Genomic DNA, 22332 nt, shown 5'->3' with positions numbered 1-22332 from the left:
GTCTCCTTTCAACCGCAATGAATCACGAACTCAAACCAAGGGGAATCCTGAATCCTTTAAAAGGCGACAGGCTTTAGATCCCGGGAACGTCAGCAACGCCTCGATCGTGCTTCAGATCGCCCTTGCGATCGAAGATCGGCAAGTCCAGCCAGGAGAAGTCCGGCCGAAAACCGGTGGCCCACAGCACCGTGCGAACGTCTTCGCCGAGTTTAAGCTTCAGTTGGGGCGCCGCGTCGATTGCAGTGGGGGCAAAGCGCTCGATAGGACCGATGCCGGATGGCTTGTTCGCTTCTGCCCATTGGTCGATCCATGTGAGCAGCCGGTTCATTTTCAGGTCAGCCAGCGCGCAGACGTTGCGAAGCGTTCCGGAAAACTGGGCTGTTGCGTCGCGAATGCCCATCAGGCGTCCGACGATTTTAACGCCTTGCCCCTTCAGGACATTGAGGTCGAGCGTGGTCCGGTCTGATCCGCCGACAAGCTGCGGCGACGGTACTCTTCGAGCGCGGTCGGGGTCGTCTGCCTCTTCGATACGTTGGTCAAGCACGCCCGTTGCAAGCATCCACCATTGAATATCGCGACCTCGATAGACGCGCGGCAGCCGGACGTGTTCGCCCACCGCGAGCGTGACAGGCCGGCCGCTAAGCTGGATCTCTTGCGCCAATTGCAGACCTGTCGCCGATGCCCCGACCACCAGCACCCCGCCAGGGACAAGCTGCCCGGGATTGCGGTAGGAGTGAGCCGAGAGCTGTTCGATGGCGGCTGGCATGGCATCGGCCAATCGCGGTATGACCGGCTTGTTAAAGCCGCCAGTGGCGAGCACCACGGCTCGGCACAGCCAGTCCCCATTTTGGGTTTCCACCCGAAAGCCGTGGCTGCTCTGCGCAACTCTGTTGACTGCGGTGCGCGTTAGAACCGGTGCTGATGTGTATGTGGCGTAATCGGAAATGAAATCGGCGATCTGCCCGGCGCTCATGTAGCCGTCCGGGTCGTCGCCCTGGTATGGGTAGTCGGGGAGCCGCGCCATCCAGTTGGGCGTGAGCAAGCGCAGCGAGTCCCAGCGTTCCGTGCGCCAGCTATTCGCGACCTCGCCTCGCTCGAGAACCACATGTCTGAGCGAGTGCTGCCCCAGCAGATAGCTTATCGCCAGGCCTGAGTGACCGGCACCCATGACGACGACGTCAACGGTGCCGGCGATCCCGCGCGATGCGCTTTTGCTCATCAGGACTTGCTCGAGGTGACCGTTACATCGGTCGGGTTGGTGATCACGTCAAAGACGGCTGAGCGCTTCTGCGACTGCGCGACGAGAGCGGCGATGTCTTCCGCGCTGGCGTCCGCGTCAATATCGTAGTGCACTTTGATGCCGTCGAAGCCGTTGCGCACGTCCGGATCGATGCCGAGGATGCCCTGGATATTCATGCCCGCTTCGAGCGTGGCCTTGACCGAGTGGAGCTGGATGTTGCGATTTTGCGCAACAGCCGCGATGCCCGCGGTCAGGCAGCCTGCCAGGCCGACCAGCACAAACTCGACGGGTGTCGCCCCCTTGTCCTCGGACGCAAAGATTTCCGGATGATCGGACTCGAACTTGTAGGTCTGGCGATGCTTCTGTTCTGCGCCCAGGCCGAAGAATCCGTCGACTGTAGCTCGGTTGTGGGTTCCCTTGACCCACTCACTCGTCGCGCGCCACTTGAACCCTGCGGCCTCGGGGGCATCCTTCAGTGCCTCGCGGGCGCCAAGCAGGGCGGCTACGTTGACACCATTGGTAACGGTTTCCGTGTGTTTGGTCATATCTCGTACTCCTGTTGATAAATGAGGGTCCGACTTTTCAGCGGACGCATTGTCTTCCCACGGACGTATTGTACGCAGCATGGGAGTGGGCGTGGGATCGACTGGCTTCGCTCAGAGAATCCGGCCCCAGCTGTTGGATGAGAGCCTTTTCTGGCGCGGCGTAACCGGCCAGCCAATGTCCTTTTGAATTTCCAATGGCAGGCTGTTCAGAACGCGTTCGGATTTTCGTGCTTCACGGGCGTTTTTGATGGCCGCCCCGTAGCGCGCGACCGTTTCAAACACTGACATGTTCTTCTCCTGTAGAGCTTTCGGTGTCTCGGGCTATGCCAACGCAGCCGCTCAACAGTCTGTTAAATGCTCCACATTTGTATCTGCAAGGTTGCACCGAAACCGACGTTCGGTAACAAAATCGCAGATGAACTACGCGAGGGATTTTGGCTACGGGTGGCTGGACACGAAGGCGGCGACGAAGAAGAAGTGGCGGATACGCGCCACCAATTCAGAGGGCCGGACCCAACCGGACGGGGCTTCCATCATAGAAGCGCGACAGCCGAAAGCGGCTGAGGTCGTGTCCGGTCTCGTTTCCCGCGATCAGGTCGGCAACGACGCGACCTATGCCGGGCCCGATCCCGAAGCCGTGGCCGCTCATTCCCGTCGCGACAAAAAGGCCGCCGACTGCCTCTACCCGATCCACGACGGGGACGACGTCGGGCATGGCGTCGATCATGCCGCCCCAGCCGGCCTTCAGGCGAACGGTTTCGAACTGTGGAAAGAGGTGCTTGAACTTGCGTTCTATCGAACGCAGACGGGCCTGTTCAGGGGCCGGGCTGAGCACCCGCATTCTCTCGAAAGGGCTATGCGAATCCGGCACCCAATCGCGCGGCGTCGACCAGGCATCGGGGTAACCTGACGGCGCGAACGGAAAGTAGCGTGTTCCCAGCGGATTGTCCCTGAGGGCCGGAAGGTATTTGGTGGCGTGACGGAATGCGTCCGGCCCCACGTAGTGCAAATGGCTGCCGCCCGCGGCGAGCGTGTAGCCGCCATCCTGCCGGCGCCTGAAAGCGATGTGTTCGTCAGTCGCCGCACCTGCATAGATCTCGGGCAAGGGCTCCGTTGCGGCAACGGTAACCCTGACGCTGAGTTGTGGGATGGAGACGCCGTGTCTTCTCAGGAAAAGCGACGACCAGGCGCCTCCGGCGACCAGTACGTTTGAGGTCTCGATATACCCCGCCTCGGTCCACACGCCTTTGACCTTGCCGCCCGAGACTTCGAGGGCACGCGCCGCGCAATTCTCGACGATTTTGACGCCCTTTCGGACGGCAAGCCGGGCAAGCGCCGGCACCGCCAGCCAAGGTTCCGCACGCATGTCGGATGGTGTCGTCATCGCGCCCTTGAATGCGCGCGACATGCCTTTGATGAGCTTCGCGGTTTCGTCACCGTCCAGGAGGCGCGTGTCGAGATCATGGATCGCGGCGATCTTCATGAACGCTTCGAAGCCGGCCATGTCCTTGTCCGAGTTTGCCAAATAGGTCACGCCTGTCTGGGTCAGGCCGATGTCTTCGCCGCATTCCTCAGCCAGTTGCCGCCACAGGCGAATAGCCTCGATGACGATGGGCAGTTCATCCGCGTCTCGTCCCTGCTTTCGGATCCAGCCCCAGTTTCGAGAGGACTGTTCGGCCGCAACGCGTCCTTTTTCCACCAGCGTCACCGGGATGTTCCGCGCCGCAAGGAAAAGCGCTGTCGTTACGCCGATAACACCGCCACCAATGACCACCACCTCCGAACTCTTCGGCGGTGGACCTGGATGCTGGATTGGATCCGTTTCGGAGAACGGGAATGTGGGCAAGTGGCGCACCTGTAGGCTGGTCGATGGCTCTGGCTTACTGGTTGACACCCTGTAGAAGCCAAATCAAGGACAGACCCAGGCAGACCGTTATCCCACGACATTTCAATCTATCTGCAGTCAACGTCCGCAAGGGGTCGAATTCGGCCCAGCGGACTGACCGAATTGACCTCAGGTCGGCGCGCCGGCCACCGATCCCCTGACCACCAGGTCGACCGGCCAGACCTCGCCTCGCGCGCCTTCTTCCAGGCCGGAAATGCGCGCCGCCAACCGCTCGGCGACGCGGGCGCCGGCAAGGCGGATCGACGAGCGTGTCGTCGACAGCGGAACGGAAAAATTTTCCGGCTTCAGCCATGGAAAAACGTCGTCATGGGCAATCAACGACAGGTCGCCGGGAATGGTCAGGCCAAGGTCGCGCACCGCGCGCACGACGCCGAGCGACATGATCAGGCTGGAACAGGCGATCGCTGTTGGCGGCTCGCTCTGTTCGAGCAGGCGCCGTGCAGCGCGATAGCCGTTCTCCTCGGTCATCGTCACCGAGCAGACATGGCGCTCGCCGAGCGCCAGGCCGCTGGCGGCCAGCGCGCGGCGCATGCCGCGCTCACGGTGGATGGCGAAGGTCTCGCGGTCGTCGCCATTGATCAGCGCCAGCCGGCGATGGCCGAGCTGGACCAGCAGCCGGGCCGCCTCGTGGAAGGCGCCCTCATTGTCGATGTCGGTGAACGGGTAATCGAAGTCGAAGCCGTCGCTGCGGCCATGGACGATGAAGGGGATGCCCAGCGTGTTGACCAGCGCCACCCGCCGGTCGGCCGGCCGCGGCGAGGAGATGTAGACGGCGTCGACCTGGCGATTGGCGACGATGCGCCGATAGGTGGTCTCCTGGTCGTCGGCGTCTGCCGGCGACAGAACGAGGTCGAGTTCGTGCGAGCGGGCATAGTCGCCCAGGCCGGAGAGGAACTCGACAAAATGCGGATCGATATCGACCGAGGCGCCGGTCGGCAGGACATAGCCGATCATGCCGGTCTTGCCGGTCGCCAGGCGGCGCGCGCTCGGGTTGGGCCGGTAGCCGTGGCGCTTGGCGGCATCCACCACGCGCCGGCGGGTTTCCTCGTTGACCTCCGGATAGCCGTTCAGCGCACGGCTGACCGTTGTCTGCGACAGAGCCAGCATATGGGAGAGCTGTTTCAGGTTCACCGGGAGGCCTCCAAGCCCCAAAGCGCTTTTAATTTTGGATCCGCACGGGCGCCATGAAGAGCGCTGCCGGCCCATGGGACCATACGCACTGGTCCGGCCAGTTTGAAGCATAATACGCTGCTGCATCGCCAAAAAACTGTGCTGCAGTGCACTTTCTCAAGTGTTGCAGCCCAAAAATAAATCGATTAGCCCGCTACCCTCTTGACTTCCATTGGATTCAATGGCGAGATCAAAAAGACCAAAGCGCTTTGGAAGACTCTTTCGAAAGGTTGCGGTTCCTTTCCGAGTGAGTCACAGTCCTGCGGCGTCGGCGGGCGGAATGGAGGTTCCGTCCGGGTGTATGTGACCACTGGGAGGAATGCGATGAAGAAGATGCTTCTGCTTGGCGCCGCGTTTGCAACGCTCGCCCTGAGCCTGCCGGCGCAAGCCGAACTAAAATTCAAGCCGGGTGAAGACAAGCGCTTCAACTGGGCCAACTACGAAGAGCTGAAAAAGGTCGATCTCAAGGGCGAGACGCTGACCATCTTCGGACCCTGGCGCGGCGAGGACGAAGGTCTCATCCGCACGGTTCTCGAATATTTCCAGGAAGCCACCGGCGCCGAGATCAAATACTCCTCGTCGGAGAATTACGAACAACAGATTGTCATCGACACCCAGGCCGGCAGCCCGCCCAACATCGCCGTGCTGCCGCAGCCGGGCCTGATCCAGGATCTGGCTTCCAAGGGCCTGCTGACGCCGCTCGGCGACGACACCGCCAAATGGGTGAAGGACAATTACGGCGCCGGCCAGTCATGGGTCGACCTCGGCACCTTCAAGGACAAGGACGGCAAGCCGGGCTTCTTCGCCTTCCCCTACAAGGCCGACGTGAAATCGCTGGTCTGGTACTCGCCGGACAATTTCGAGGAAGCCGGCTACAAGGTTCCCAAGACCCAGGAAGAGCTAGCCGATCTTGAGAAGAAGATCATCGCCGACGGCGGCACGCCGTGGTGCATCGGTCTCGGCTCGGGCGGCGCCACCGGCTGGCCGGCGACCGACTGGGTCGAAGACATCATGCTGCGCACCCAGGCGCCTGACGTCTACGACAAGTGGGTGAAGAACGAGATCCCGTTCAATGACCCGGCGGTGGTCAACGCCATCGACATCTTCGGCAAGATCGCCACCGACGACAAGATGGTCGATGGCGGCGCCAAGGCGGTTGCCGCGACCGACTTCCGCGACAGCCCCAAGGGCCTCTTCTCGGTCCCGCCGAAATGCTACCTGCACCATCAGGCCTCGTTCATCCCGACCTTCTTCCCGGAAGGCACCAAGGTGGGCCAGGATGCCGACTTCTTCTACTTCCCGCCCTATGCGTCCAAGCCTGAACTGGGCACGCCCGTGCTCGGCGCCGGTACGCTCGCCATGATCACCAAGGATTCGAAGGGTGCACGCGCCTTTATCGAATTCCTGAAGATGCCGCTGGCGCATGAAATCTGGATGGCCCAGGGCGGCTTCGTGACGCCGCTCAAGTCGGTCAACAAGGATGCCTATGCCAGCGACGCGCTGAAGAAGCAGGGCGATATCCTGGCCAACGCTTCGACCTTCCGTTTCGACGGCTCGGACTTGATGCCGGGCAAGATCGGCGCCGGCGCCTTCTGGACCGGCATGATCGACCTGGTCGGCGGCAAGTCGGCGCAGGATGTCGCCACCGACATCCAGAAGAGCTGGGACGCGATCAAGTAATCAGCCGCCACGTAATCACGGCGAGTCAGCAGCCGCTCAGGCTGCAGTTTTTAGGACGTCCTCCACAGACTGGATCCGGGCCTTGTTGGCCCGGATCCGACCGGCGCCGTACGCCGGACCGATTTGCGTTCGTTCGTTCCGAATAACTTAAATCGACGCATCGCCACATCGCCAGGGCTGTTCAAGGCCCGGCCGATCATGCGCAGGGAGAGGGACCCATGGCGGCTCAGATCTTATCGGCCATTTTTGTCATCATCATCGGCGTCGGCGGCTGCGTCGCCTATTTCTGGGGCGCCAACAAGCTGGTTGACCTGATATTCCCGTCGCGCGGCGTCGCCGGGGCTGCGGCCATCGACAATCTGCGCCGGCAAGGGCTGGTCCGTCCGTGGCTGTTCGTCGGCCCAGCGATGATCATCCTCACCGTCTATCTGATCTACCCGGTGGTGGCGACGCTCTGGCTGTCCTTCCTCGACCGCGGCGGCCAGCATCTTGTCGGCTTCGCCAACTATGAATGGGCGTTCGGCGACCGCGAGTTTCGCAACTCGATCCTCAACAACATCATCTGGCTGGCAGTGGTGCCGGCGGCCTGTACCTTCCTCGGGCTGATCATCGCCGTGCTCACCGACAAGATCTGGTGGGGCACGATAGCCAAGAGCCTGATCTTCCTGCCGCTGGCGATTTCCTTCGTCGGCGCCAGCGTGATCTGGAAATTCATCTACGAATATCGCGGCGAGGGCCAGACGCAGATCGGCCTGCTCAACGCCATCATCCAGTATTTCGGCGGCCAGCCGCAGGTCTGGATATCGCTGCCGTTCTGGAACAATTTCTTCCTGATGATCATCCTGATCTGGATCCAGACCGGCTTTGCCATGGTCATCCTGTCTTCGGCGCTACGCGGCATCCCCGAGGAGACACTCGAAGCCGCGGTCATCGACGGCGCCAATCCGTTCCAGATCTTCTGGAAGATCATGGTACCGCAGATCTGGGGCACCATTGCCGTGGTCTGGACGACGATCACCATCCTGGTGCTGAAAGTGTTCGACATCGTGCTGACCATGACCAACGGCCAGTGGAACAGCCAGGTGCTGGCCAATCTGATGTTCGACTGGATGTTCCGCGGCGGCGGCGATTTCGGCCGCGGCGCAACAATAGCCATCATCATCATGATAGCGGTCATCCCGATCATGGTCTGGAACATTCGCCAGGCGAACAAAGAGACGGGAGGACATTGAGATGGCCGTCGCGACCGGAAAATCCTTTGCCAGCCGTTTCGGCGTCCACATCGCCGTGCTCATCTTCGTCGCCATCTGGACCGTGCCGACGCTCGGCATCCTTGCCTCGTCGCTGCGCGACAAGGACCAGATCATCGCCTCGGGCTGGTGGAATTCCTTCTCCAGTTCCACCCAGACTGAAGCCGGCCGGTTGCCGCCGGCGTCGGCGCAGGTCGAGAAGGACGGCAAATTCGTGCTTGCCGGCAACATCTTTGGCGACGCTGCCGCCCGCAACATCAGCGCTTTCGGCGTCAAGTCGGCGGCACCGACGCAATATCCGGCCGGCACGACTGCCGATCTCGGCGACGGAGTCACGCTGCAGCTCAATGCCGACGGGACTTTCGTCATGTCGTCGCCGAAAGCCTTTGAGGGCGACCGTGGCCAGCGCGTCTATTATGCCTCGTCGGCGCCGCCGAAATTCACCACCGACAATTACAACACGGTGCTGTTTTCGGAAGGCATCGGCCGCTCGTTTATGAACTCGCTGACCGTCACCATTCCGTCGACCGTCATCCCGATCCTGATCGCGGCGTTTGCCGCCTATGCGCTGGCCTGGATGCGCTTTCCCGGCCGCGCGCTGCTGATCGCGGTCATCATCGGCCTGCTGGTTGTGCCGCTGCAGATGTCGCTGATCCCGTTGCTCAAACTCTACAACGGCGTCGGCACTTTCTTCGGCGTGCCGTCGAAAACCTATCTCGGTATCTGGCTGGCGCATACCGGCTTCGGCCTGCCCTTCGCCATCTATCTCTTGCGCAGCTATATTGCCGGTCTGCCGCGAGAGATCATGGAATCGGCGCGCATCGACGGCGCCAGCGATTTCGAGATCTTCGTCAAGATCGTGCTGCCGCTGTCGTTCCCGGTGCTGGCCTCCTTCGCCATCTTCCAGTTCCTGTGGGTGTGGAACGATTTGTTGGTGGCGATGGTTTTCCTCGGTACCGAGGGCGATCAGATCGTGCTGACCGCCAAGCTCAATGCGCTGCTCGGTTCGCGCGGCGGCGACTGGGAGATCCTGACGACATCGGCCTTCGTCACCATCATCGTTCCGCTGATCGTGTTCTTCTCGCTACAGCGCTATTTCGTCCGCGGGCTGCTGGCCGGCTCGGTCAAAGGAGGTTGAGACTGATGCAATCCGCTTTGAAGGCGACTTCGAAACCCGATCTCGCCGTCGATCGCGACTGGTGGCGGGGCGCGGTGATCTACCAGATCTATCCGCGCTCCTACCAGGACTCCAATGGCGACGGCATAGGCGACCTCAAGGGCATAATCCGCAGGCTGCCCTACATCGCCTCGCTGGGTGTCGATGCCATCTGGATTTCGCCCTTCTTTAAGTCGCCGATGAAGGATTTCGGCTACGACGTCTCGGACTATTGCGACGTCGACCCGATGTTCGGCACGCTCGCCGATTTCGATGCGCTGGTGGCGGAAGCCCATCACCTCGGTCTCAAGGTGATGATCGACGAAGTGCTGTCGCACACGGCCGACATCCATCCATGGTTCAAGGAAAGCCGCAGCAACCGCAGCAACCCGAAGGCTGACTGGTATGTCTGGGCCGACGCCCGGCCGGACGGCACGCCGCCCAACAACTGGCTGTCGATCTTCGGCGGCTCAGCCTGGCAGTGGGACACAAGTCGCCAGCAATATTATCTGCATAACTTCCTGTCCGAGCAGCCGGACCTCAACTTCCACAACAGGCAAGTCCAGGACGCGTTGCTCGACGTCACCCGCTTCTGGCTGGAGCGCGGCGTTGACGGCTTCCGCCTCGACACCATCAATTTCTACTTCCACAGCCAGGGACTGGAAAACAACCCGCCGCTGCCGCCGGAAGAGCGCAACGACCAGACCGCACCGGCGGTCAATCCCTACAACTACCAGGACCATATCTACGACAAGAGCCGGCCGGAGAACCTCGCCTTCCTCGAACGGTTCCGGGCGCTGCTCGACGAATATCCGGCAACCGCCGCCGTCGGCGAAGTCGGCGATTCGCAGCGCGGGCTGGAAGTGGTCGCCGCCTACACGGCCGGCGGCAAGCGCGTCCATATGTGCTATTCCTTCGACTTCCTGGCACCGGAAAAGATCAGCGCCGCCAAGGTGCGTCAGGTGCTGGAAGCCTTCGGCAAGGTCGCCAGCGACGGCTGGTCATGCTGGGCCTTCTCCAACCATGACGTGATGCGTCCGGCTTCGCGCTGGGCTGCCGATGAGGCCGATCCGGCCGCCTATCTCAAGGTGATCTCGGCGCTGTTGATGTCGCTGCGCGGTTCGGTCTGCCTCTATCAGGGCGAGGAGCTTGGGCTGGACGAAGCCGAGCTTAAGTTCGAGGATCTGCAGGACCCCTACGGCATCCGCTTCTGGCCCGAATTCAAGGGTCGCGACGGCTGCCGCACGCCGATGGTGTGGGATGCGACAGCCAGCAATGCCGGCTTTTCGACGGCCAAACCGTGGCTGCCGGTGCCGGGCAAGCATTTGTCGCAAGCGGTCAATGTTCAGCAGGGCGACGCCGCCTCGCTGCTCGAGCACTACCGGCGCTTTCTCGGCTTCCGCCGTCAGCATCCGGCGCTGGCCAAAGGCGACATCGAGTTCATCGAAAGCGAAGGCGACACCGTCGCCTTCACCCGCCGCGAGGGCAATGAGCAAATCGTCTGCGTCTTCAATTTGGGCAGCAGGCCGGCCGAGGTCGATCTCGGCCAGGCGCTGCAGCCATTGGCCGGGCACGGTTTTTCGGGACAATCCGGCACAGGTTCGATCCGCCTCGGCGGCTACGGCGCCTGGTTCGGGCGCATCGATTGAGTTTTGACGAAACGGAATTTCTTGAGGAAATCTGGGTTCTCTAGGGAAATCACTGGGAGGAAATCATGGCCGATGTCACGCTGAGACAAGTGAAGAAATCATACGGCAACCTGCACATTCTCCATGGCATCGACCTCGACATAAAGTCGGGCGAGTTCATCGTCTTCGTCGGTCCGTCGGGCTGCGGCAAGTCGACCTTGCTGCGGTCCATCGCCGGGCTTGAGGAAATCACCTCCGGTGACCTCAAGATCGCCGGCGAGGTGGTGAACGATGTGCCGCCCTCGAAGCGCGGCATCGCCATGGTGTTCCAGTCCTATGCGCTCTATCCGCACATGACCGTCTACGACAACATGGCCTTTTCGATGAAGATCGGCAAGGAAAGCAAGGCCGAGATCGACAAGCGGGTGCGGCAGGCCGCGGAAATCCTGCAGCTGACCAAATATCTCGACCGTCTGCCCAAGGCGATGTCGGGCGGCCAGCGCCAGCGCGTCGCCATCGGCCGCGCCATCGTGCGCAACCCGAAAGTGTTCCTGTTCGACGAGCCGCTGTCGAACCTCGACGCCGCACTGCGCGTCGCCACCCGCATCGAGATCGCCAAGCTCAAGGAATCGATGCCCAACACGACGATGATCTACGTCACCCACGACCAGGTCGAGGCGATGACACTGGCCGACCGCATCGTGGTGCTGAAGGACGGCCATATCGAACAGGTCGGCACGCCGATGGACCTCTACAAGAAGCCCGGCAATCTGTTCGTCGCCCAGTTCATCGGCTCGCCGGCCATGAATATCTTGCCAGCGACAATCGACAAGACAGGCGATCCGACCATCGTCAGCCATGTCGGCGGCCGCAAGGCGACGGTGCCGATTGCGACGCCGGCGTCCGCCAAGGGCGCGGCGGTCAGCTTCGGCGTGCGGCCGGAGGATCTGTCGGTCGCCACCGGCACGGAATATCTTTTCGAGGGCGTGGTGGACTATGTCGAGCAGCTCGGCGAGGTCCAGCTGGTCTATGTCGACATCGGCCGCGCCGACCTGCCGCTGGTGACCAAGCTGCCCGGCAATGTCGAGGTCAAGCGCGGGGCAAAGCTGCGGCTGACCGCGGACGCCGGCGACCTGCACATCTTCGACGCCGACGGGCATTCCTTCTCGCTCAAGCCGGTGGAAGTGAAGGCGGCCTGAGATCGGCGCGTCGTATCGATAAAAAAAGAGCGGCGGGCCAGGCCCGCCGCTCTTTTTTCAAACTTCGGCTGTTAGAGCAATTCCAGGAAAAGTGTGAGCGGTTTTCCCGGGAAAAGCGCGCAGCGCTTTCCCTTGGGAATTGCGAAAAACAAATAGCTAGAGCGGTTCGCCGTTTCTGTGAAACGGTGAAACGTTCTAGCGATTGCCGAAGAGGTTCCGGTCGCTGCCTTGCGGGGCGGGCTTCTGTACGTCGCCCGACGAGTTCAACAGCTTGTAAACCGGCGAGCTGGTGTTCGGCACCGACGACGTCCGGGTGTTGTCGACGTTGACGGTCGCCTGGTTGTCGACGGCGCCAGAGCCGACATTGTCGTTGCGGGCATAAGCACTGCCTGCGGCAACCAAAAGCGCAGCGGCAGCAAGAGCAATCTTCTTCATTTCAGGTCTCCTGAGTTTCATCATGCGGCAAAGCGGCTGTCCGCCGCTCTGTGTTTTTGTTCGATGTTCGACTGGGATCGTTGTTTTAAAACCCTGAGGTCGGATCCCGATCGGCCTTAGCGGCCGAAGAGGTTGCGGTCGGCGCCCTGTGCAGGGGCCTGAGCAGCCGAATCCGACTTCACAACCGAAGCCGTGTGGCCACTGTCGGTCGACGTAACCGCAGGCTGGTTGGCGCCGTTCGAACCATAGTTGTCACTGGCGGCGAAAGCGCTGCCGGAAACGGCCAGAACGGCGGCGGCAGCAAGGATGATCTTTTTCATTTTAAATACTCCTGAATTTTTTGAGATCCCAAGAGCGGCGAGCTGGCCGCTCTTCGTTTGGTCGGGATCAGCGATTGCCGAAGAGGTTGCGGTCGCTGCCCTGAACGAGGGGCTGCTTGTCAGCGGGCGCCGACTTCTGAATGGAAGCCGTATACGAGCTGTCAACCGCGGCAGCGGGCTGGTTCGCACCATTGGAACCATAATTGTCGCTACCAGCGAAGGCGCTGCCAGTGATGGCCAAAACGGCCGCGGCAGTAAGGATGATCTTTTTCATTTTTAGTACTCCAGTTTTGCTGTCCGTCTAGCGGCGTGTGGTGGGAGCAATTCGCGTCGTTCGGACCGCCCCGATGTGGGAAAGCCATAGGCTTGTTTCCAATCACGAAGTTGTTCCAGCTGGGCCATGATTTCACCCCTTGTAATTTTCATAAGCATGCCTATCATCTTATTTTGTTTAAATAATACAAAGGCTTATGTAACAATACCATCCGGCTCACCGAGTGTGTCCGGGCGTCAGCGTTCACACCGTCCTGCACGCATTGTCAACAGAAACGAACCGTTCGGTTCGATTTTAGAAACTGCTAATAGTCACTTTTCGATACCGTTGACGTGTTTTTCCTTAATCGGCAGTCTGAGTCGAGGTGATTTGCGATGGCCGCGATCCGTCCCCGAAAACAACGCCGTCGGCCCCACGATCATCGGCCGCTGCGTTCGTCGCGCGTGTCGCGCCGCATGGAGGCGATGTCGCTTTCATGCCGATGTCGCGATCGCTGCCGTGATTAGATGCTTCCATCTCAGGTGCCGCTTCGTGACGACGCAGCGGAGAATTGGGAAGCCGGTCAGAATCCGGCGCTGCCCCCGCAACGGTGGTGGAGTTCAAGTCGCAACGGGAGACCACTGGGCAAGAAGCCTGGGAAGGTGTCGCGATGGTCCGCAAGGACAACTCCAGAGCCCGGAAACCAGCCCGAGATGCTTGAACTCGACTGATCGCGGTGGGCGGTCAAGAGGTGGATAGCGCATGCCCGGCTGTTGCCGGCCTGCGGCCGATCCTTCCTCCATCACCACCAAGTTCAGTCCTTAAACCACGAGGACAGAACTATGGATGCGCGCAACGACATGCTGAGGCTCTTGAACGGCCGCAAGCAAGGCTTTTCGCTCGAACAGCCCTTCTACACCGACCCGGACTATTTCAAGGTCGACATGGAGCTGATCTGGTATCGCGACTGGCTGTTCATCGGCCATGATTGCGAACTGCCGAAGCCCGGCAGCTACATCACCGTGCAGATCGGCGACTATCCGGTGGTGCTCGTTCGCGACCAGAAGGGCAACATCAACGCCTTTCACAATTCCTGCCGGCATCGCGGCAGCCGCGTCTGCAATACCGAGAAAGGCACGGCGGCAAAGCTGGTCTGCCCCTATCACCAGTGGACCTACGAGCTGGATGGCCGACTGCTGTTTGCCCGCCAGATGGCCGAGGGTTTCGACAAGAGCCAGTTCGGCCTGAAGCCGGTCGCCTGCGAAAGTGTGGCCGGTTACATCTTCATCTGCCTCGCGAAAGAACCCGCAGACTTCGCGCCGATGCGGGCCATGATCGAACCGTACCTCAAGCCGCACCAGCTGAATGAAGCCAAGGTCGCCTTCGAGTCGACGATCATCGAGAAGGGCAACTGGAAGCTGGTCTGGGAAAACAATCGCGAGTGCTACCACTGCGCCGGCAATCATCCCGAGCTGTGCAAGACATTCCCGGAAGCGCCGACCGTGACCGGCGTGCAGGGCGCCGACAGCGACCCGGAGATGCTGTCGCACTGGGCAAAATGCGAAGCGGCGGGCCTGCCGAGCAAGTTCCGCATCGATCCGGCCGGACAGTACCGCGCCACCCGCGCGCCGCTTTTACGCGACGCCGTCAGCTACACGATGACGGGAAAGCGCGCGGTGACGAAGAACCTCTCCGACACCGTGTCCGCCGACCGCATCGGCACCTTGATGCACTACCACTATCCGACGACCTGGAACCACATCCTCATCGACCATGCAGTGACCTTCCGGGTGCTGCCGATCAGCGCCACGGAGACTGCGGTGACGACCAAGTGGCTGGTGCACAAGGATGCTGTCGAGGGCGTCGACTACAACCTTGAAGAGCTCACGCATGTCTGGACCGAAACCAATGACCAGGACCGCCGCATCGTCGAGGAAAATGCCTTCGGCATCCTGTCGCCGGCCTATGAGCCAGGCCCCTATTCGGAGTTGCACGAGGGTGGCGTGATCCAGTTCGTCGAATGGTACGCGGCCTTCATCGGCCCGCGCCTCGCCGAAGGCGGCCGGCCGGCGCTGCGCAGCGTCGCGTGAGCTCATGTCGCCCAAAAGTGTATCGCGGTTTTGGGATCACGACATGAGCAGAGCAAAAAGGACTTGAGGGATGAATGCGATGACGGATCTTGGGCTCTATCGCCATCTCGACCAGATGGCGCCGTGGAACGACAGGCTGCAGGTGCTGGAAGTGATCGGCGTCAGCGACGAGGCGCCGGACGTCAAGACCTTCACCTTCCGCTCCGATAACCAGACCTGGTTCCGCTACAAGCCGGGCCAGTTCGTGACGCTGGAGCTGCCGACACCGGACGGGCCGCAGATGCGCACCTATACGCTGTCGTCCTCGCCGTCGCGGCCGTTTTCGATTGCGGTGACGGTGAAGGCGCAGGCCGGCAGCATCGGCACACGCTGGATGTTCGATCATCTGCTGCCCGGTTCGCACGTCAAGGCCTATGGGCCGGCCGGCGACTTCTCGTTGCACAGCCACCCCGCAGCCAAATATCTGTTCATTTCTGCCGGCTCCGGCGTGACGCCGATGATGTCGATGCTGCGCTGGCTCAACGACTGTGCGCCATGGACAGATGTCGGCTTCGTCAATTGCGCGCGGCGTGCGGAAGAGATCATCTTCCGCAAGGAACTCGAACTGCTCGGCGGTCATATGCCCGGCCTGTCGCTCGGCTTCATGATCGAGGAGCGGTCGAGCCGCGAAGGCTGGTACGGCCATATGGGCCGTATCGACGCGATCCGGCTGCCGCTGCTGGCGCCCGATTTCCGCGAGCGCGAGATCTTTTGCTGCGGCCCCGATCCGTTCATGCGCGCAGTGCGCGGCATGCTGGATGCCACCGGCTTCGATATGACGAAATATCATCAGGAGAGCTTTGCCGCGCCCGCGGTGGAGGAAATCCCGGCGCCGTTTGCCTCACCCGCTGAAGACGGCACTGCTGTCCCTGTCGAAGCCGTCACGCCGATCCGCTTCTCGCTTTCGGAGGTCGACGCCGACTGCGTCGCCGGCCAGACCGTGCTGCAGACGGCGCGCAGCTCGGGCGTGCGGATACCAGCCGCCTGCGAGTTCGGCCTGTGCGGCACCTGCAAGGTGAAGAAGGTCTCCGGCGCTGTCGAGATGAGCCACAATGGCGGCATCCTCGACCACGAGATCGATGACGGCTTCATCCTTGCCTGCTGCTCGAAACCGCTGTCGGCGCTCGAAATCGAGGCCTGAGCGGCGCCGCCCGTTCAGACGCCGTAGCGCTCGGTGCGGATGATGTCCGCTGATATGCCGGCGTCGATCAGCGCCTGGGCGGCCGCCGACACGAAGGCGTTCGAGCCGCAGACGAAGGCGAGCGCCGGCGGTTGCGGCAGCCGCGCGAGCGCCTGCATGACCATTGCCGTGTCGATGCGCCTTGAATAATCGGACGGGCGGTGTGGGGCCTCGCGGGTCAGCGTCAGCACCAGGTCGAAACCGTCACGGCGATCGTCGAGACCGATCAGCTCGTCGCGGAAGATCACCTCGTCCCAGACCCGCACCGAAAACATCAGCGCGACCGGCGCCACGGATTTGCGCAAGGTCCGGTGACGCACCATCGCCATCAGCGGCACCACGCCGGAGCCGCCGCCGACCAGAAGCAGTGGCCCGCCATCGCTGTCGGACCAGACGAAATGCCCGCCAAGCGGCCCGCGCAGCTCGATCTCGTCGCCGACCACCGCCACCTCGTGGAAAAAGGGCGACACTTCACCGTCGTCGAGTTTTTCGATCGCCAGCTCGATCGTGACGCTCTCCGGCGCCGAGGCGATAGAATAGGAACGGCGCGCCTGATAGCCGTCAGGCGCCGTCAGCCTGACGTCGACATGCTGTCCGGCGCGATAGGCGAAAGGCCGCGACAGCGCGAAGAAGAAACTGGTGACGCGTGGCGTGCGCTTTTCGATCCGGGTGATTTTCGCCGTCTGCCAGGGAGATTGCGGCGCTTCGCTCATGGATCGCCGCTATAGCGCTGCTCGCGCCACGGGTCGCCATAGATATGATAGCCGCGCAATTCCCAGAAGCCCGGCTCGTCGCGCTCGGTGAACTGCAGGCCGTTCAGCCATTTGGCCGACTTCCAGAAATAAAGATGCGGCACCAGAAGCCGCGCCGGACCGCCATGGTCGGGCGTGATCGGCTTGCCTTCATAAAGCAGCGCCACCATCGCCTTGCCGGTGGTGAGATCCTTTGCCGGCACGTTGGTGGTGTAGCCGTCATATCCATGCGCCAGCAGGAAGCCGGTCGGCGCTTCGATGCCGGCATCGGCGAGGATGTCGTCGACCAGCATGCCTTGCCATGCCGTATCGAACTTGGTCCAGGCGGTGACGCAATGGATGTCGCGCGTCATCTTGGTCAAGGGCAGCGCGTTGAACTCGGCCCAGTTCCATTTCTTGATCGGGCGCGGCCCGTGCTTGAGTGTGAACGACCAGTCCTCGGTGCGCACCCGCGGCGTCGGTCCCGCCGACAGGACCGGAAAACCCTGTTCGAGATACTGCCCGGGCGGGATGCGCGCGTCGGTCTCGGCTGGAGGCTTTCGACCGGAGGAAAAACCGCGGGTGACCATCTCGGACTATCCGTTTGCAGCAGGCCATTACCGACCCTGCCGCAGTGTTCTCGAAGATGTGCTAGCGGGCAACAGGAATCTTGGGCGGCGCGGCAGGCCCACCAGGATCACCCCGGCGGCCTGCCGCATCGTGCCTCAGCCGGCGGCGAAGGGCACGGCGACGAAGATCTGCGCGTCGCCACGGTCGACCAGAAGCAGCACCGACTTCCGGCCCGACCTGCCGGCCTCGGCGATCGCCTGGTTGGCCTGCCTTGCGTTGCGCACCGGAGACTGGTCGACGGCGACGATGACATCGCCCGGCTGCAGGCCGGCATTGGAAGCCGCCTTGTCTGGATTGACGCGCTCGACCACGGCGCCGCGCTGGTTGGCCGCCAGGTTCAGCTCCTCGCGTATATCGGGCGTCAGATCGGTCAGGCCGAGGCCGAGCGATGGCACGCGAAGCGCCTGGCCGGCCGAGGGTTTTTGATTGTCGCCCTCGGTCGAGGCCGACTTCACATCGTCGCTGTTGCGGCCGACATCGGCGGATATCTGCACCGTCTTGCCGCCGCGCCAGACATCGAGCGTTTCCTTCGCGCCGGGCGCGACATCGGCGACGGCGCGCGACAGATCCTTGGGATCCTTGATCGGATCGCCGGCGAAGCTGGTGATGACGTCGCCGGTCTTGATCCCGGCCTTCGCCGCCGGCGATCCCTCGGTGACCTCTGAAACCAGCGCGCCGCCGGGATGGTCGAGGCCGACAGCGCCGGCCACATCCGGCGTCACCGGCTGGATCTGCACGCCGAGATAGCCGTACTGGATGTTGCCGCCCTTCATAAGCTTGGCGACGACTTTTTGCGCCTGGTCCGAGGGAATGGCGAAGCCGACGCCGACGCTGCCGCCGTTCGGTGAAAAGATCGCCGTGTTGATGCCGACGACATTGCCACTGACATCGACCAGCGGGCCGCCGGAATTGCCGTGGTTGATCGGCGCGTCGATCTGGATGAAGTCGTCGAACGGGCCGCTGTTGAGGTCGCGACCGCGTGCCGAGACGATGCCCGCGGTGACCGTGGTGCCGATGCCGAACGGATTGCCGAAGGCGAGTATCTGGTCGCCCGCCATGAGCTTGTCGGAATCGCCCCATTTGACGGTCGGCAAAGGCTTGCCGGACTTGACCTTGAGCACCGCGAGGTCGTTCTTGGCGTCGCGGCCGACCAACGTGGCGGGAAGCTCGGTGCCGTCGTCGAGCGTTACCTTGATCGACGTGGCGCCGTCGACGACATGGTTGTTGGTCACGATGGTGCCGTCGGCGCCGACGATGAAGCCGGAGCCGAGTGCCTCAGCGCGCTGTGCCTGTTGCTGCGGCGACGTTTTCGGCATGGGTATGCCCTGATCGCCAAAGAACTGCCGGAATTGCTCGTCGAAAGGCGAGCCGCCGCCGTCGAAGGGAGACTCCTCGCCCATGGTTTGCGGCGGTGCCTTCATCACCGTGGTGACCGTCACTACCGCCGGCTTGTCGGTCGCCACGATCGGCGCGAAGGAGCCGTTGGGCACCGTTATGCCGGCAACAGGGGTCTGGGTCGTCGCAACGGCGTTGCTAGCACTTTCAGCAAGAGACATGACGAAGGGGGATATGATCAGCGCAGCGCCCAGCAAGGCCGCGACGCGATGTCTGCGAAGGATGTCTGACATGGTCGTTTGTCCGGGCGAGAGATGATCCGGCGCCGTGGCCGTTCGCGGGGAAACAGCCATCCGGCGTGTCGACGGTCGCGGTTGCCCGTCTCGCCTGGCATGGCAGCGGCCCAGATCGACAGCCCTGCATTTAGGGCAGAGATCGGTCCGATTTAGGGTTTTTGCGCTATCTTACGAAGATTTAATACCGGGGCTGCGCCTGGCCAAGATCAAACCCCGCCGGTCCGCCTGAGATAGGCGGTGGCAATCTCGCGCATGCGCTTGCCGTCGAAGCTCGGCCCATGGCCGCCATGGCCGAGGCGGACAGGCAGGTCGATCAGCCGCTGCATGGTACGGCGATAATCGGGCCTGGAGGAATCCGGCAGGTCGTCGATCAGCATGGAATCGTAGATGGCGTCGCCGGCAAAGAACAGGCCGTCGACCTCATCGAACAGCGCGATCGAATCCGGCGAATGGCCGGGCAGATGCAGCACGCGGAATTGCCGGTCGCCAAGATCAACTATGTCGCCTTCGGCCAGTGTGCGCGTCAGCGGCGCCGGCGGGATCTTGTAATCGGCCGCCGCCCAGCCCGGCGCCGGCAGTTTCGAAACTGCGCCGTCGAGGTTGGTGAACATGTAAGCGTAGGTAACCGCCTCATCCATGGTGCTGAAGGTCGGGGCACTTTGGATCGGCCCGAGCCGCAGTGGGAATTCGTGCAGCGAGCCGACATGGTCGAGATGGATGTGGGTGGCGACGACGATAAGCGGCTTGCCCTCGGGCGTGTCGATCTGCGGCGCCAGCGGGCAAATCCCCATGCCGGTGTCGACCAGCAGGTCGGCGTCGCGGCCTTTGAAGTGCCAGATGTTGGCGCGCACGAAATCATGCACAAACGGTTCGGTCAGCATCGTTGTACTGGCATCGATGACGGTCTTGCCGAACCAGTCGCCGACGACACGTTCGCCACCAAAACGGGCGCCGCCAAAACGGTCGCCCATCAGACGAAGGGCTTTCCGACCTTGTATTTTTCCGGCACCAGCCGCTTGAGATAGGCCATGCCCGCTTCCGACAGCTGGTTGACATCCGGCTTCATGAAATCGTCGGGCATATGGCGCGTCTTGCCGGCGACGTTTTTCAGCGGCACCTTCTTCAGCACGGTTTTGGTGCCGTCATATTGCAGCGCCACCGAACCGCCGCCTTCTCCAGCGACGGCAACCGCGAAGGCGCCGGCATCGAAGGCCTCTTGCGCGTCCACGGCGCTGATCGCGCCGATATAGCCGCGCGGCATGTAGCCCAATGCGTCGACCCGCGCACGCTTGCCCGGCAGGCCTTCGGCCAGTGCCCGCTCGAGGGCGGCCGGCAGGTCACTGCCCGACAGCTTGACGTTGCCATGCGCGTCGCGCTCGAGCTTCTCCGGCGGCACCAAGCTTTCGACCAGCGCCTTGCCGTCGGCGGTGCTGACGCCTTCGGAGACAGCGACGATGCAGCGCTTGTGGCGGTCGAGCGAGGCGCGCACGTCCTCGATGAAGCCGGCGGCTGAAAATGGCCGTTCCGGCACGTAGACGAGATGCGGGCCGCTGTCGGGATCGAGCTGCCATGCAGCTGCGGCGGCGGTAAGGAAGCCGGCATGGCGGCCCATGACGATGCCGACATAGATGCCGGGCAGGGCGCGGAAATCGAGATCGACCGACAGGAAGGCGCCGGCAACGAATTCGGCCGCCGAGATGAAGCCCGGCGTGTGGTCGTTCTCCTCGAGATCATTGTCGATGGTCTTTGGCGCATGCACGAAGGCGATGCTGCCACCGGCGGCATCGGTCAGGATCTGCTGCGTGCCCGACGTGTCGTTGCCGCCGATATAGATGAAGGCGTCGGCGCCAGCCTTCTTGAGGCCGTTGAGTATGACCTCGCAATAGGCGGCGTCCGGCTTGTCGCGCGTCGAGCCGAGGGCGGCACTCGGCGTTCCGGCGATCAGTCGCAGACGGTCCTCGGGGATGGCGGAGAGGTCGACATAATTGCCGTCACGAATGCCGCGCACGCCGTGGATGGAGCCCAGCACCTTGGCGCCGGGATGGCGCTTGCGGATCTCCAGCGTGGCGCCGACGACCGTCTGGTTGATGACGGCGGTCGGGCCGCCGCCCTGTGCGATGACAAACGTTCCAGCCATGCTTGATGTCTCCCGGCGTGATGGTTTTCAAGGCACCTTGGCCTGTCTTGCCGCATCGCGCAACGGGAGTACAGCAGCATGATCCCGAAAAGTGGAAACCGGTTTTCGGATAAGGTCATGCTCTAACAAGAAGATCGAGCGGCGCCAAACCGCCGCAGAAGGATCAGACGACGACGACCGGGTTCTTCTTGGAAACGCGGCTGTAGAGGTCGATGATGTCCTGGTTGATCAGGCGCACGCAGCCCGACGACATCGCCTGGCCGATGCTCGCCCATTCGGGCGAACCGTGGATGCGATAGCCGGTGTCCTTGCCGTCCTGGTAGATGTAAAGCGCACGCGCGCCGAGCGGATTGGTGAGGCCACCGGGCTGGCCGTTCTGCCACTTCACCAGTTCCGGCTTGCGCTGGATCATTTCCGGCGGCGGCGTCCACACTGGCCATTCCTTGCCGTACTGGATGTTGGCGCGGCCGGACCAGCGGAAGCCGTCCTTGCCGATGCCAACGCCGTAGCGGATGGCGTCGCCGCCCTCCTGCACGAGATAGAGCTTACGCTCCTGCAGATGGACGACAATGGTGCCGGGCGCTTCGCCGGTCTCGTTGACGACGATCTGCCGGCGGAACTCCGGCTTCACCTTGTGATATGGCACGGCCGGCACTTCAAAACCGCCATCGGTAAGAGCGGCGTACATGACGTCGGGGCCGGTGATGTTCTTGTCGACACTGATCGCCGGGCGGATCGGCCGCACCGAGCCGGTGACGGTGTCGTCCAGCTGCAGCTGCGGCAGTTCGAGCGTCGAGGTGCTGCAGCCGGCCATGCCGAGCAGCGCCATGGCGCCGGCGCCCGACAGGACGAAGCGGCGGGAATAACGATGTTCGGTTTCGATTGCGTCGCCATTTGCAGGCGGCGTCAGATTCTGCGGCAACTCACGCATGCACCCAAACCCTACGCTGTCGGCGGGAAACACGGTCCGGCCGGATTTGAGGCAGTTTCGCCAAACATGGTTGAAAAAGGGTGAAGGTCTTCAGGCTTGCCTTAACCCTATACCCTGTATGCCAACGTCGCCGCGCGAAACGGCAGGCCGCGCATTTTTTGAGATGGCTCTTTACATTCCC

Annotated in this window: 21 protein-coding genes and 1 riboswitch; of the genes, 7 read left to right on the top strand and 14 right to left on the bottom strand. The window is 62.4% G+C overall.

From position 1 onward, the window contains the following. Positions 1-73: 73 nt before the first annotated feature. The 5 genes from FJV77_RS15610 to FJV77_RS15595 form a co-directional block, all read right to left on the bottom strand. Positions 74-1219 carry an NAD(P)-binding domain-containing protein gene (locus FJV77_RS15610; RefSeq protein WP_142867680.1) on the bottom strand — a complete coding sequence of 382 codons (1146 nt, stop codon included), beginning with the start codon at positions 1217-1219 and terminating at the stop codon, positions 74-76. Then, positions 1219-1785: an OsmC family protein gene (locus FJV77_RS15605; RefSeq protein ID WP_142867679.1), complete on the bottom strand. Its 567-nt coding sequence runs from the start codon at positions 1783-1785 to the stop codon at positions 1219-1221. Before FJV77_RS15605 ends, FJV77_RS15610 begins: the two co-directional genes overlap by 1 nt. Positions 1786-1896: 111 nt before the next feature. Further along, positions 1897-2073, bottom strand: coding sequence for a hypothetical protein (locus tag FJV77_RS32370; RefSeq protein ID WP_185970329.1), 177 nt, complete (start codon positions 2071-2073; stop codon positions 1897-1899). Between the two features lie 211 nt (positions 2074-2284). Then, entirely contained in the window at positions 2285-3631 is a 1347-nt protein-coding gene (locus FJV77_RS15600) for an FAD-binding oxidoreductase (RefSeq protein ID WP_142867678.1), read from the bottom strand. Positions 3632-3799: 168 nt separating this feature from the next. After that, complete coding sequence (locus FJV77_RS15595) at positions 3800-4822, bottom strand: substrate-binding domain-containing protein (RefSeq protein ID WP_142867677.1); 1023 nt, start codon at positions 4820-4822, stop codon at positions 3800-3802. 363 nt (positions 4823-5185) lie between these two features. On the opposite strand from FJV77_RS15595, the gene FJV77_RS15590 reads away from it, so the two are divergent. From FJV77_RS15590 to ugpC, 5 genes are all read left to right on the top strand, one after another. Then, positions 5186-6541 carry an ABC transporter substrate-binding protein gene (locus FJV77_RS15590; protein WP_142867676.1) on the top strand — a complete coding sequence of 452 codons (1356 nt, stop codon included), beginning with the start codon at positions 5186-5188 and terminating at the stop codon, positions 6539-6541. A 218-nt stretch (positions 6542-6759) separates the two neighbouring features. Then, the gene (locus tag FJV77_RS15585) at positions 6760-7773 is read left to right on the top strand and encodes a sugar ABC transporter permease (RefSeq protein ID WP_142867675.1); all 1014 of its coding nucleotides are present in this window, start codon (positions 6760-6762) and stop codon (positions 7771-7773) included. Between the two features lies 1 nt (position 7774). After that, positions 7775-8929 (top strand): carbohydrate ABC transporter permease, encoded by a 1155-nt coding sequence (locus FJV77_RS15580; RefSeq protein WP_142867674.1) that lies wholly within the window; start codon positions 7775-7777, stop codon positions 8927-8929. 5 nt (positions 8930-8934) lie between these two features. Further along, on the top strand, positions 8935-10596 hold the full coding sequence (locus tag FJV77_RS15575) for an alpha-glucosidase family protein (protein WP_142867673.1): 1662 nt from the start codon (positions 8935-8937) through the stop codon (positions 10594-10596). Between the two features lie 65 nt (positions 10597-10661). Next, the gene (gene ugpC, locus FJV77_RS15570) at positions 10662-11774 is read left to right on the top strand and encodes a sn-glycerol-3-phosphate ABC transporter ATP-binding protein UgpC (RefSeq protein ID WP_142867672.1); all 1113 of its coding nucleotides are present in this window, start codon (positions 10662-10664) and stop codon (positions 11772-11774) included. Between the two features lie 195 nt (positions 11775-11969). Here ugpC and FJV77_RS15565 read toward each other — a convergent pair whose 3' ends face one another. From FJV77_RS15565 to FJV77_RS15555, 3 genes are all read right to left on the bottom strand, one after another. Then, positions 11970-12209, bottom strand: a complete 240-nt coding sequence (locus tag FJV77_RS15565) for a DUF680 domain-containing protein (protein WP_142867671.1) — start codon at positions 12207-12209, stop codon at positions 11970-11972. Positions 12210-12325: 116 nt separating this feature from the next. Next, positions 12326-12529: a DUF680 domain-containing protein gene (locus tag FJV77_RS15560; RefSeq protein ID WP_142867670.1), complete on the bottom strand. Its 204-nt coding sequence runs from the start codon at positions 12527-12529 to the stop codon at positions 12326-12328. 67 nt (positions 12530-12596) lie between these two features. After that, entirely contained in the window at positions 12597-12803 is a 207-nt protein-coding gene (locus FJV77_RS15555; RefSeq protein ID WP_142867669.1) for a DUF680 domain-containing protein, read from the bottom strand. A 502-nt stretch (positions 12804-13305) separates the two neighbouring features. Continuing rightward, positions 13306-13509: riboswitch (cobalamin riboswitch) on the top strand. Positions 13510-13624: 115 nt separating this feature from the next. Here FJV77_RS15555 and FJV77_RS15550 point away from each other — a divergent pair. Together FJV77_RS15550 and FJV77_RS15545 are read left to right on the top strand one after the other, a co-directional pair. Beyond that, a complete protein-coding gene (locus FJV77_RS15550; protein WP_142867668.1) occupies positions 13625-14872 on the top strand; it encodes an aromatic ring-hydroxylating dioxygenase subunit alpha in 1248 nt (415 codons plus the stop codon). A 79-nt stretch (positions 14873-14951) separates the two neighbouring features. After that, positions 14952-16052, top strand: coding sequence for a hybrid-cluster NAD(P)-dependent oxidoreductase (locus FJV77_RS15545; protein ID WP_142867687.1), 1101 nt, complete (start codon positions 14952-14954; stop codon positions 16050-16052). Between the two features lie 14 nt (positions 16053-16066). Here FJV77_RS15545 and FJV77_RS15540 read toward each other — a convergent pair whose 3' ends face one another. The 6 genes from FJV77_RS15540 to FJV77_RS15515 all read right to left on the bottom strand — a co-directional run bounded on the left by FJV77_RS15540 (position 16067) and on the right by FJV77_RS15515 (position 22151). Further along, entirely contained in the window at positions 16067-16804 is a 738-nt protein-coding gene (locus tag FJV77_RS15540; RefSeq protein WP_142867667.1) for an FAD-binding oxidoreductase, read from the bottom strand. Continuing rightward, positions 16801-17412, bottom strand: coding sequence for a molybdopterin-dependent oxidoreductase (locus FJV77_RS15535; protein WP_142867666.1), 612 nt, complete (start codon positions 17410-17412; stop codon positions 16801-16803). The genes FJV77_RS15540 and FJV77_RS15535 overlap by 4 nt, the downstream gene beginning before the upstream one ends. A gap of 135 nt (positions 17413-17547) precedes the next feature. After that, positions 17548-19080 (bottom strand): DegQ family serine endoprotease, encoded by a 1533-nt coding sequence (locus FJV77_RS15530; protein ID WP_142867665.1) that lies wholly within the window; start codon positions 19078-19080, stop codon positions 17548-17550. Between the two features lie 209 nt (positions 19081-19289). Beyond that, the gene (locus FJV77_RS15525) at positions 19290-20054 is read right to left on the bottom strand and encodes an MBL fold metallo-hydrolase (protein ID WP_142867664.1); all 765 of its coding nucleotides are present in this window, start codon (positions 20052-20054) and stop codon (positions 19290-19292) included. Continuing rightward, complete coding sequence (locus FJV77_RS15520) at positions 20054-21220, bottom strand: diphosphate--fructose-6-phosphate 1-phosphotransferase (RefSeq protein WP_142867663.1); 1167 nt, start codon at positions 21218-21220, stop codon at positions 20054-20056. Before FJV77_RS15520 ends, FJV77_RS15525 begins: the two co-directional genes overlap by 1 nt. Before the next feature lie 163 nt (positions 21221-21383). Then, positions 21384-22151, bottom strand: a complete 768-nt coding sequence (locus tag FJV77_RS15515) for a L,D-transpeptidase (RefSeq protein ID WP_142867662.1) — start codon at positions 22149-22151, stop codon at positions 21384-21386. Positions 22152-22332: the final 181 nt, after the last annotated feature.

This window comes from Mesorhizobium sp. WSM4306, assembly GCF_007003975.1.
In the GTDB taxonomy this organism is placed as follows: Bacteria; Pseudomonadota; Alphaproteobacteria; order Rhizobiales; family Rhizobiaceae; genus Mesorhizobium.
This window is presented reverse-complemented; position numbering and strand designations above follow the sequence as displayed.

Excerpts from the sequence above, each read along its gene's own strand:
- FJV77_RS15610 (WP_142867680.1), bottom strand. The coding sequence starts at position 1,219 with ATGAGCAAAAGCGCATCGCGCGGGATCGCCGGCACCGTTGACGTCGTC.
- FJV77_RS15605 (WP_142867679.1), bottom strand. The coding sequence starts at position 1,785 with ATGACCAAACACACGGAAACCGTTACCAATGGTGTCAACGTAGCCGCC.
- FJV77_RS32370 (WP_185970329.1), bottom strand. The coding sequence starts at position 2,073 with ATGTCAGTGTTTGAAACGGTCGCGCGCTACGGGGCGGCCATCAAAAAC.
- FJV77_RS15590 (WP_142867676.1), top strand. The coding sequence starts at position 5,186 with ATGAAGAAGATGCTTCTGCTTGGCGCCGCGTTTGCAACGCTCGCCCTG.
- FJV77_RS15585 (WP_142867675.1), top strand. The coding sequence starts at position 6,760 with ATGGCGGCTCAGATCTTATCGGCCATTTTTGTCATCATCATCGGCGTC.
- FJV77_RS15580 (WP_142867674.1), top strand. The coding sequence starts at position 7,775 with ATGGCCGTCGCGACCGGAAAATCCTTTGCCAGCCGTTTCGGCGTCCAC.
- FJV77_RS15575 (WP_142867673.1), top strand. The coding sequence starts at position 8,935 with ATGCAATCCGCTTTGAAGGCGACTTCGAAACCCGATCTCGCCGTCGAT.
- ugpC (WP_142867672.1), top strand. The coding sequence starts at position 10,662 with ATGGCCGATGTCACGCTGAGACAAGTGAAGAAATCATACGGCAACCTG.
- FJV77_RS15565 (WP_142867671.1), bottom strand. The coding sequence starts at position 12,209 with ATGAAGAAGATTGCTCTTGCTGCCGCTGCGCTTTTGGTTGCCGCAGGC.
- FJV77_RS15560 (WP_142867670.1), bottom strand. The coding sequence starts at position 12,529 with ATGAAAAAGATCATCCTTGCTGCCGCCGCCGTTCTGGCCGTTTCCGGC.
- FJV77_RS15555 (WP_142867669.1), bottom strand. The coding sequence starts at position 12,803 with ATGAAAAAGATCATCCTTACTGCCGCGGCCGTTTTGGCCATCACTGGC.
- FJV77_RS15550 (WP_142867668.1), top strand. The coding sequence starts at position 13,625 with ATGGATGCGCGCAACGACATGCTGAGGCTCTTGAACGGCCGCAAGCAA.
- FJV77_RS15545 (WP_142867687.1), top strand. The coding sequence starts at position 14,952 with ATGACGGATCTTGGGCTCTATCGCCATCTCGACCAGATGGCGCCGTGG.
- FJV77_RS15540 (WP_142867667.1), bottom strand. The coding sequence starts at position 16,804 with ATGAGCGAAGCGCCGCAATCTCCCTGGCAGACGGCGAAAATCACCCGG.
- FJV77_RS15535 (WP_142867666.1), bottom strand. The coding sequence starts at position 17,412 with ATGGTCACCCGCGGTTTTTCCTCCGGTCGAAAGCCTCCAGCCGAGACC.
- FJV77_RS15530 (WP_142867665.1), bottom strand. The coding sequence starts at position 19,080 with ATGTCAGACATCCTTCGCAGACATCGCGTCGCGGCCTTGCTGGGCGCT.
- FJV77_RS15525 (WP_142867664.1), bottom strand. The coding sequence starts at position 20,054 with ATGGGCGACCGTTTTGGCGGCGCCCGTTTTGGTGGCGAACGTGTCGTC.
- FJV77_RS15520 (WP_142867663.1), bottom strand. The coding sequence starts at position 21,220 with ATGGCTGGAACGTTTGTCATCGCACAGGGCGGCGGCCCGACCGCCGTC.
- FJV77_RS15515 (WP_142867662.1), bottom strand. The coding sequence starts at position 22,151 with ATGCGTGAGTTGCCGCAGAATCTGACGCCGCCTGCAAATGGCGACGCA.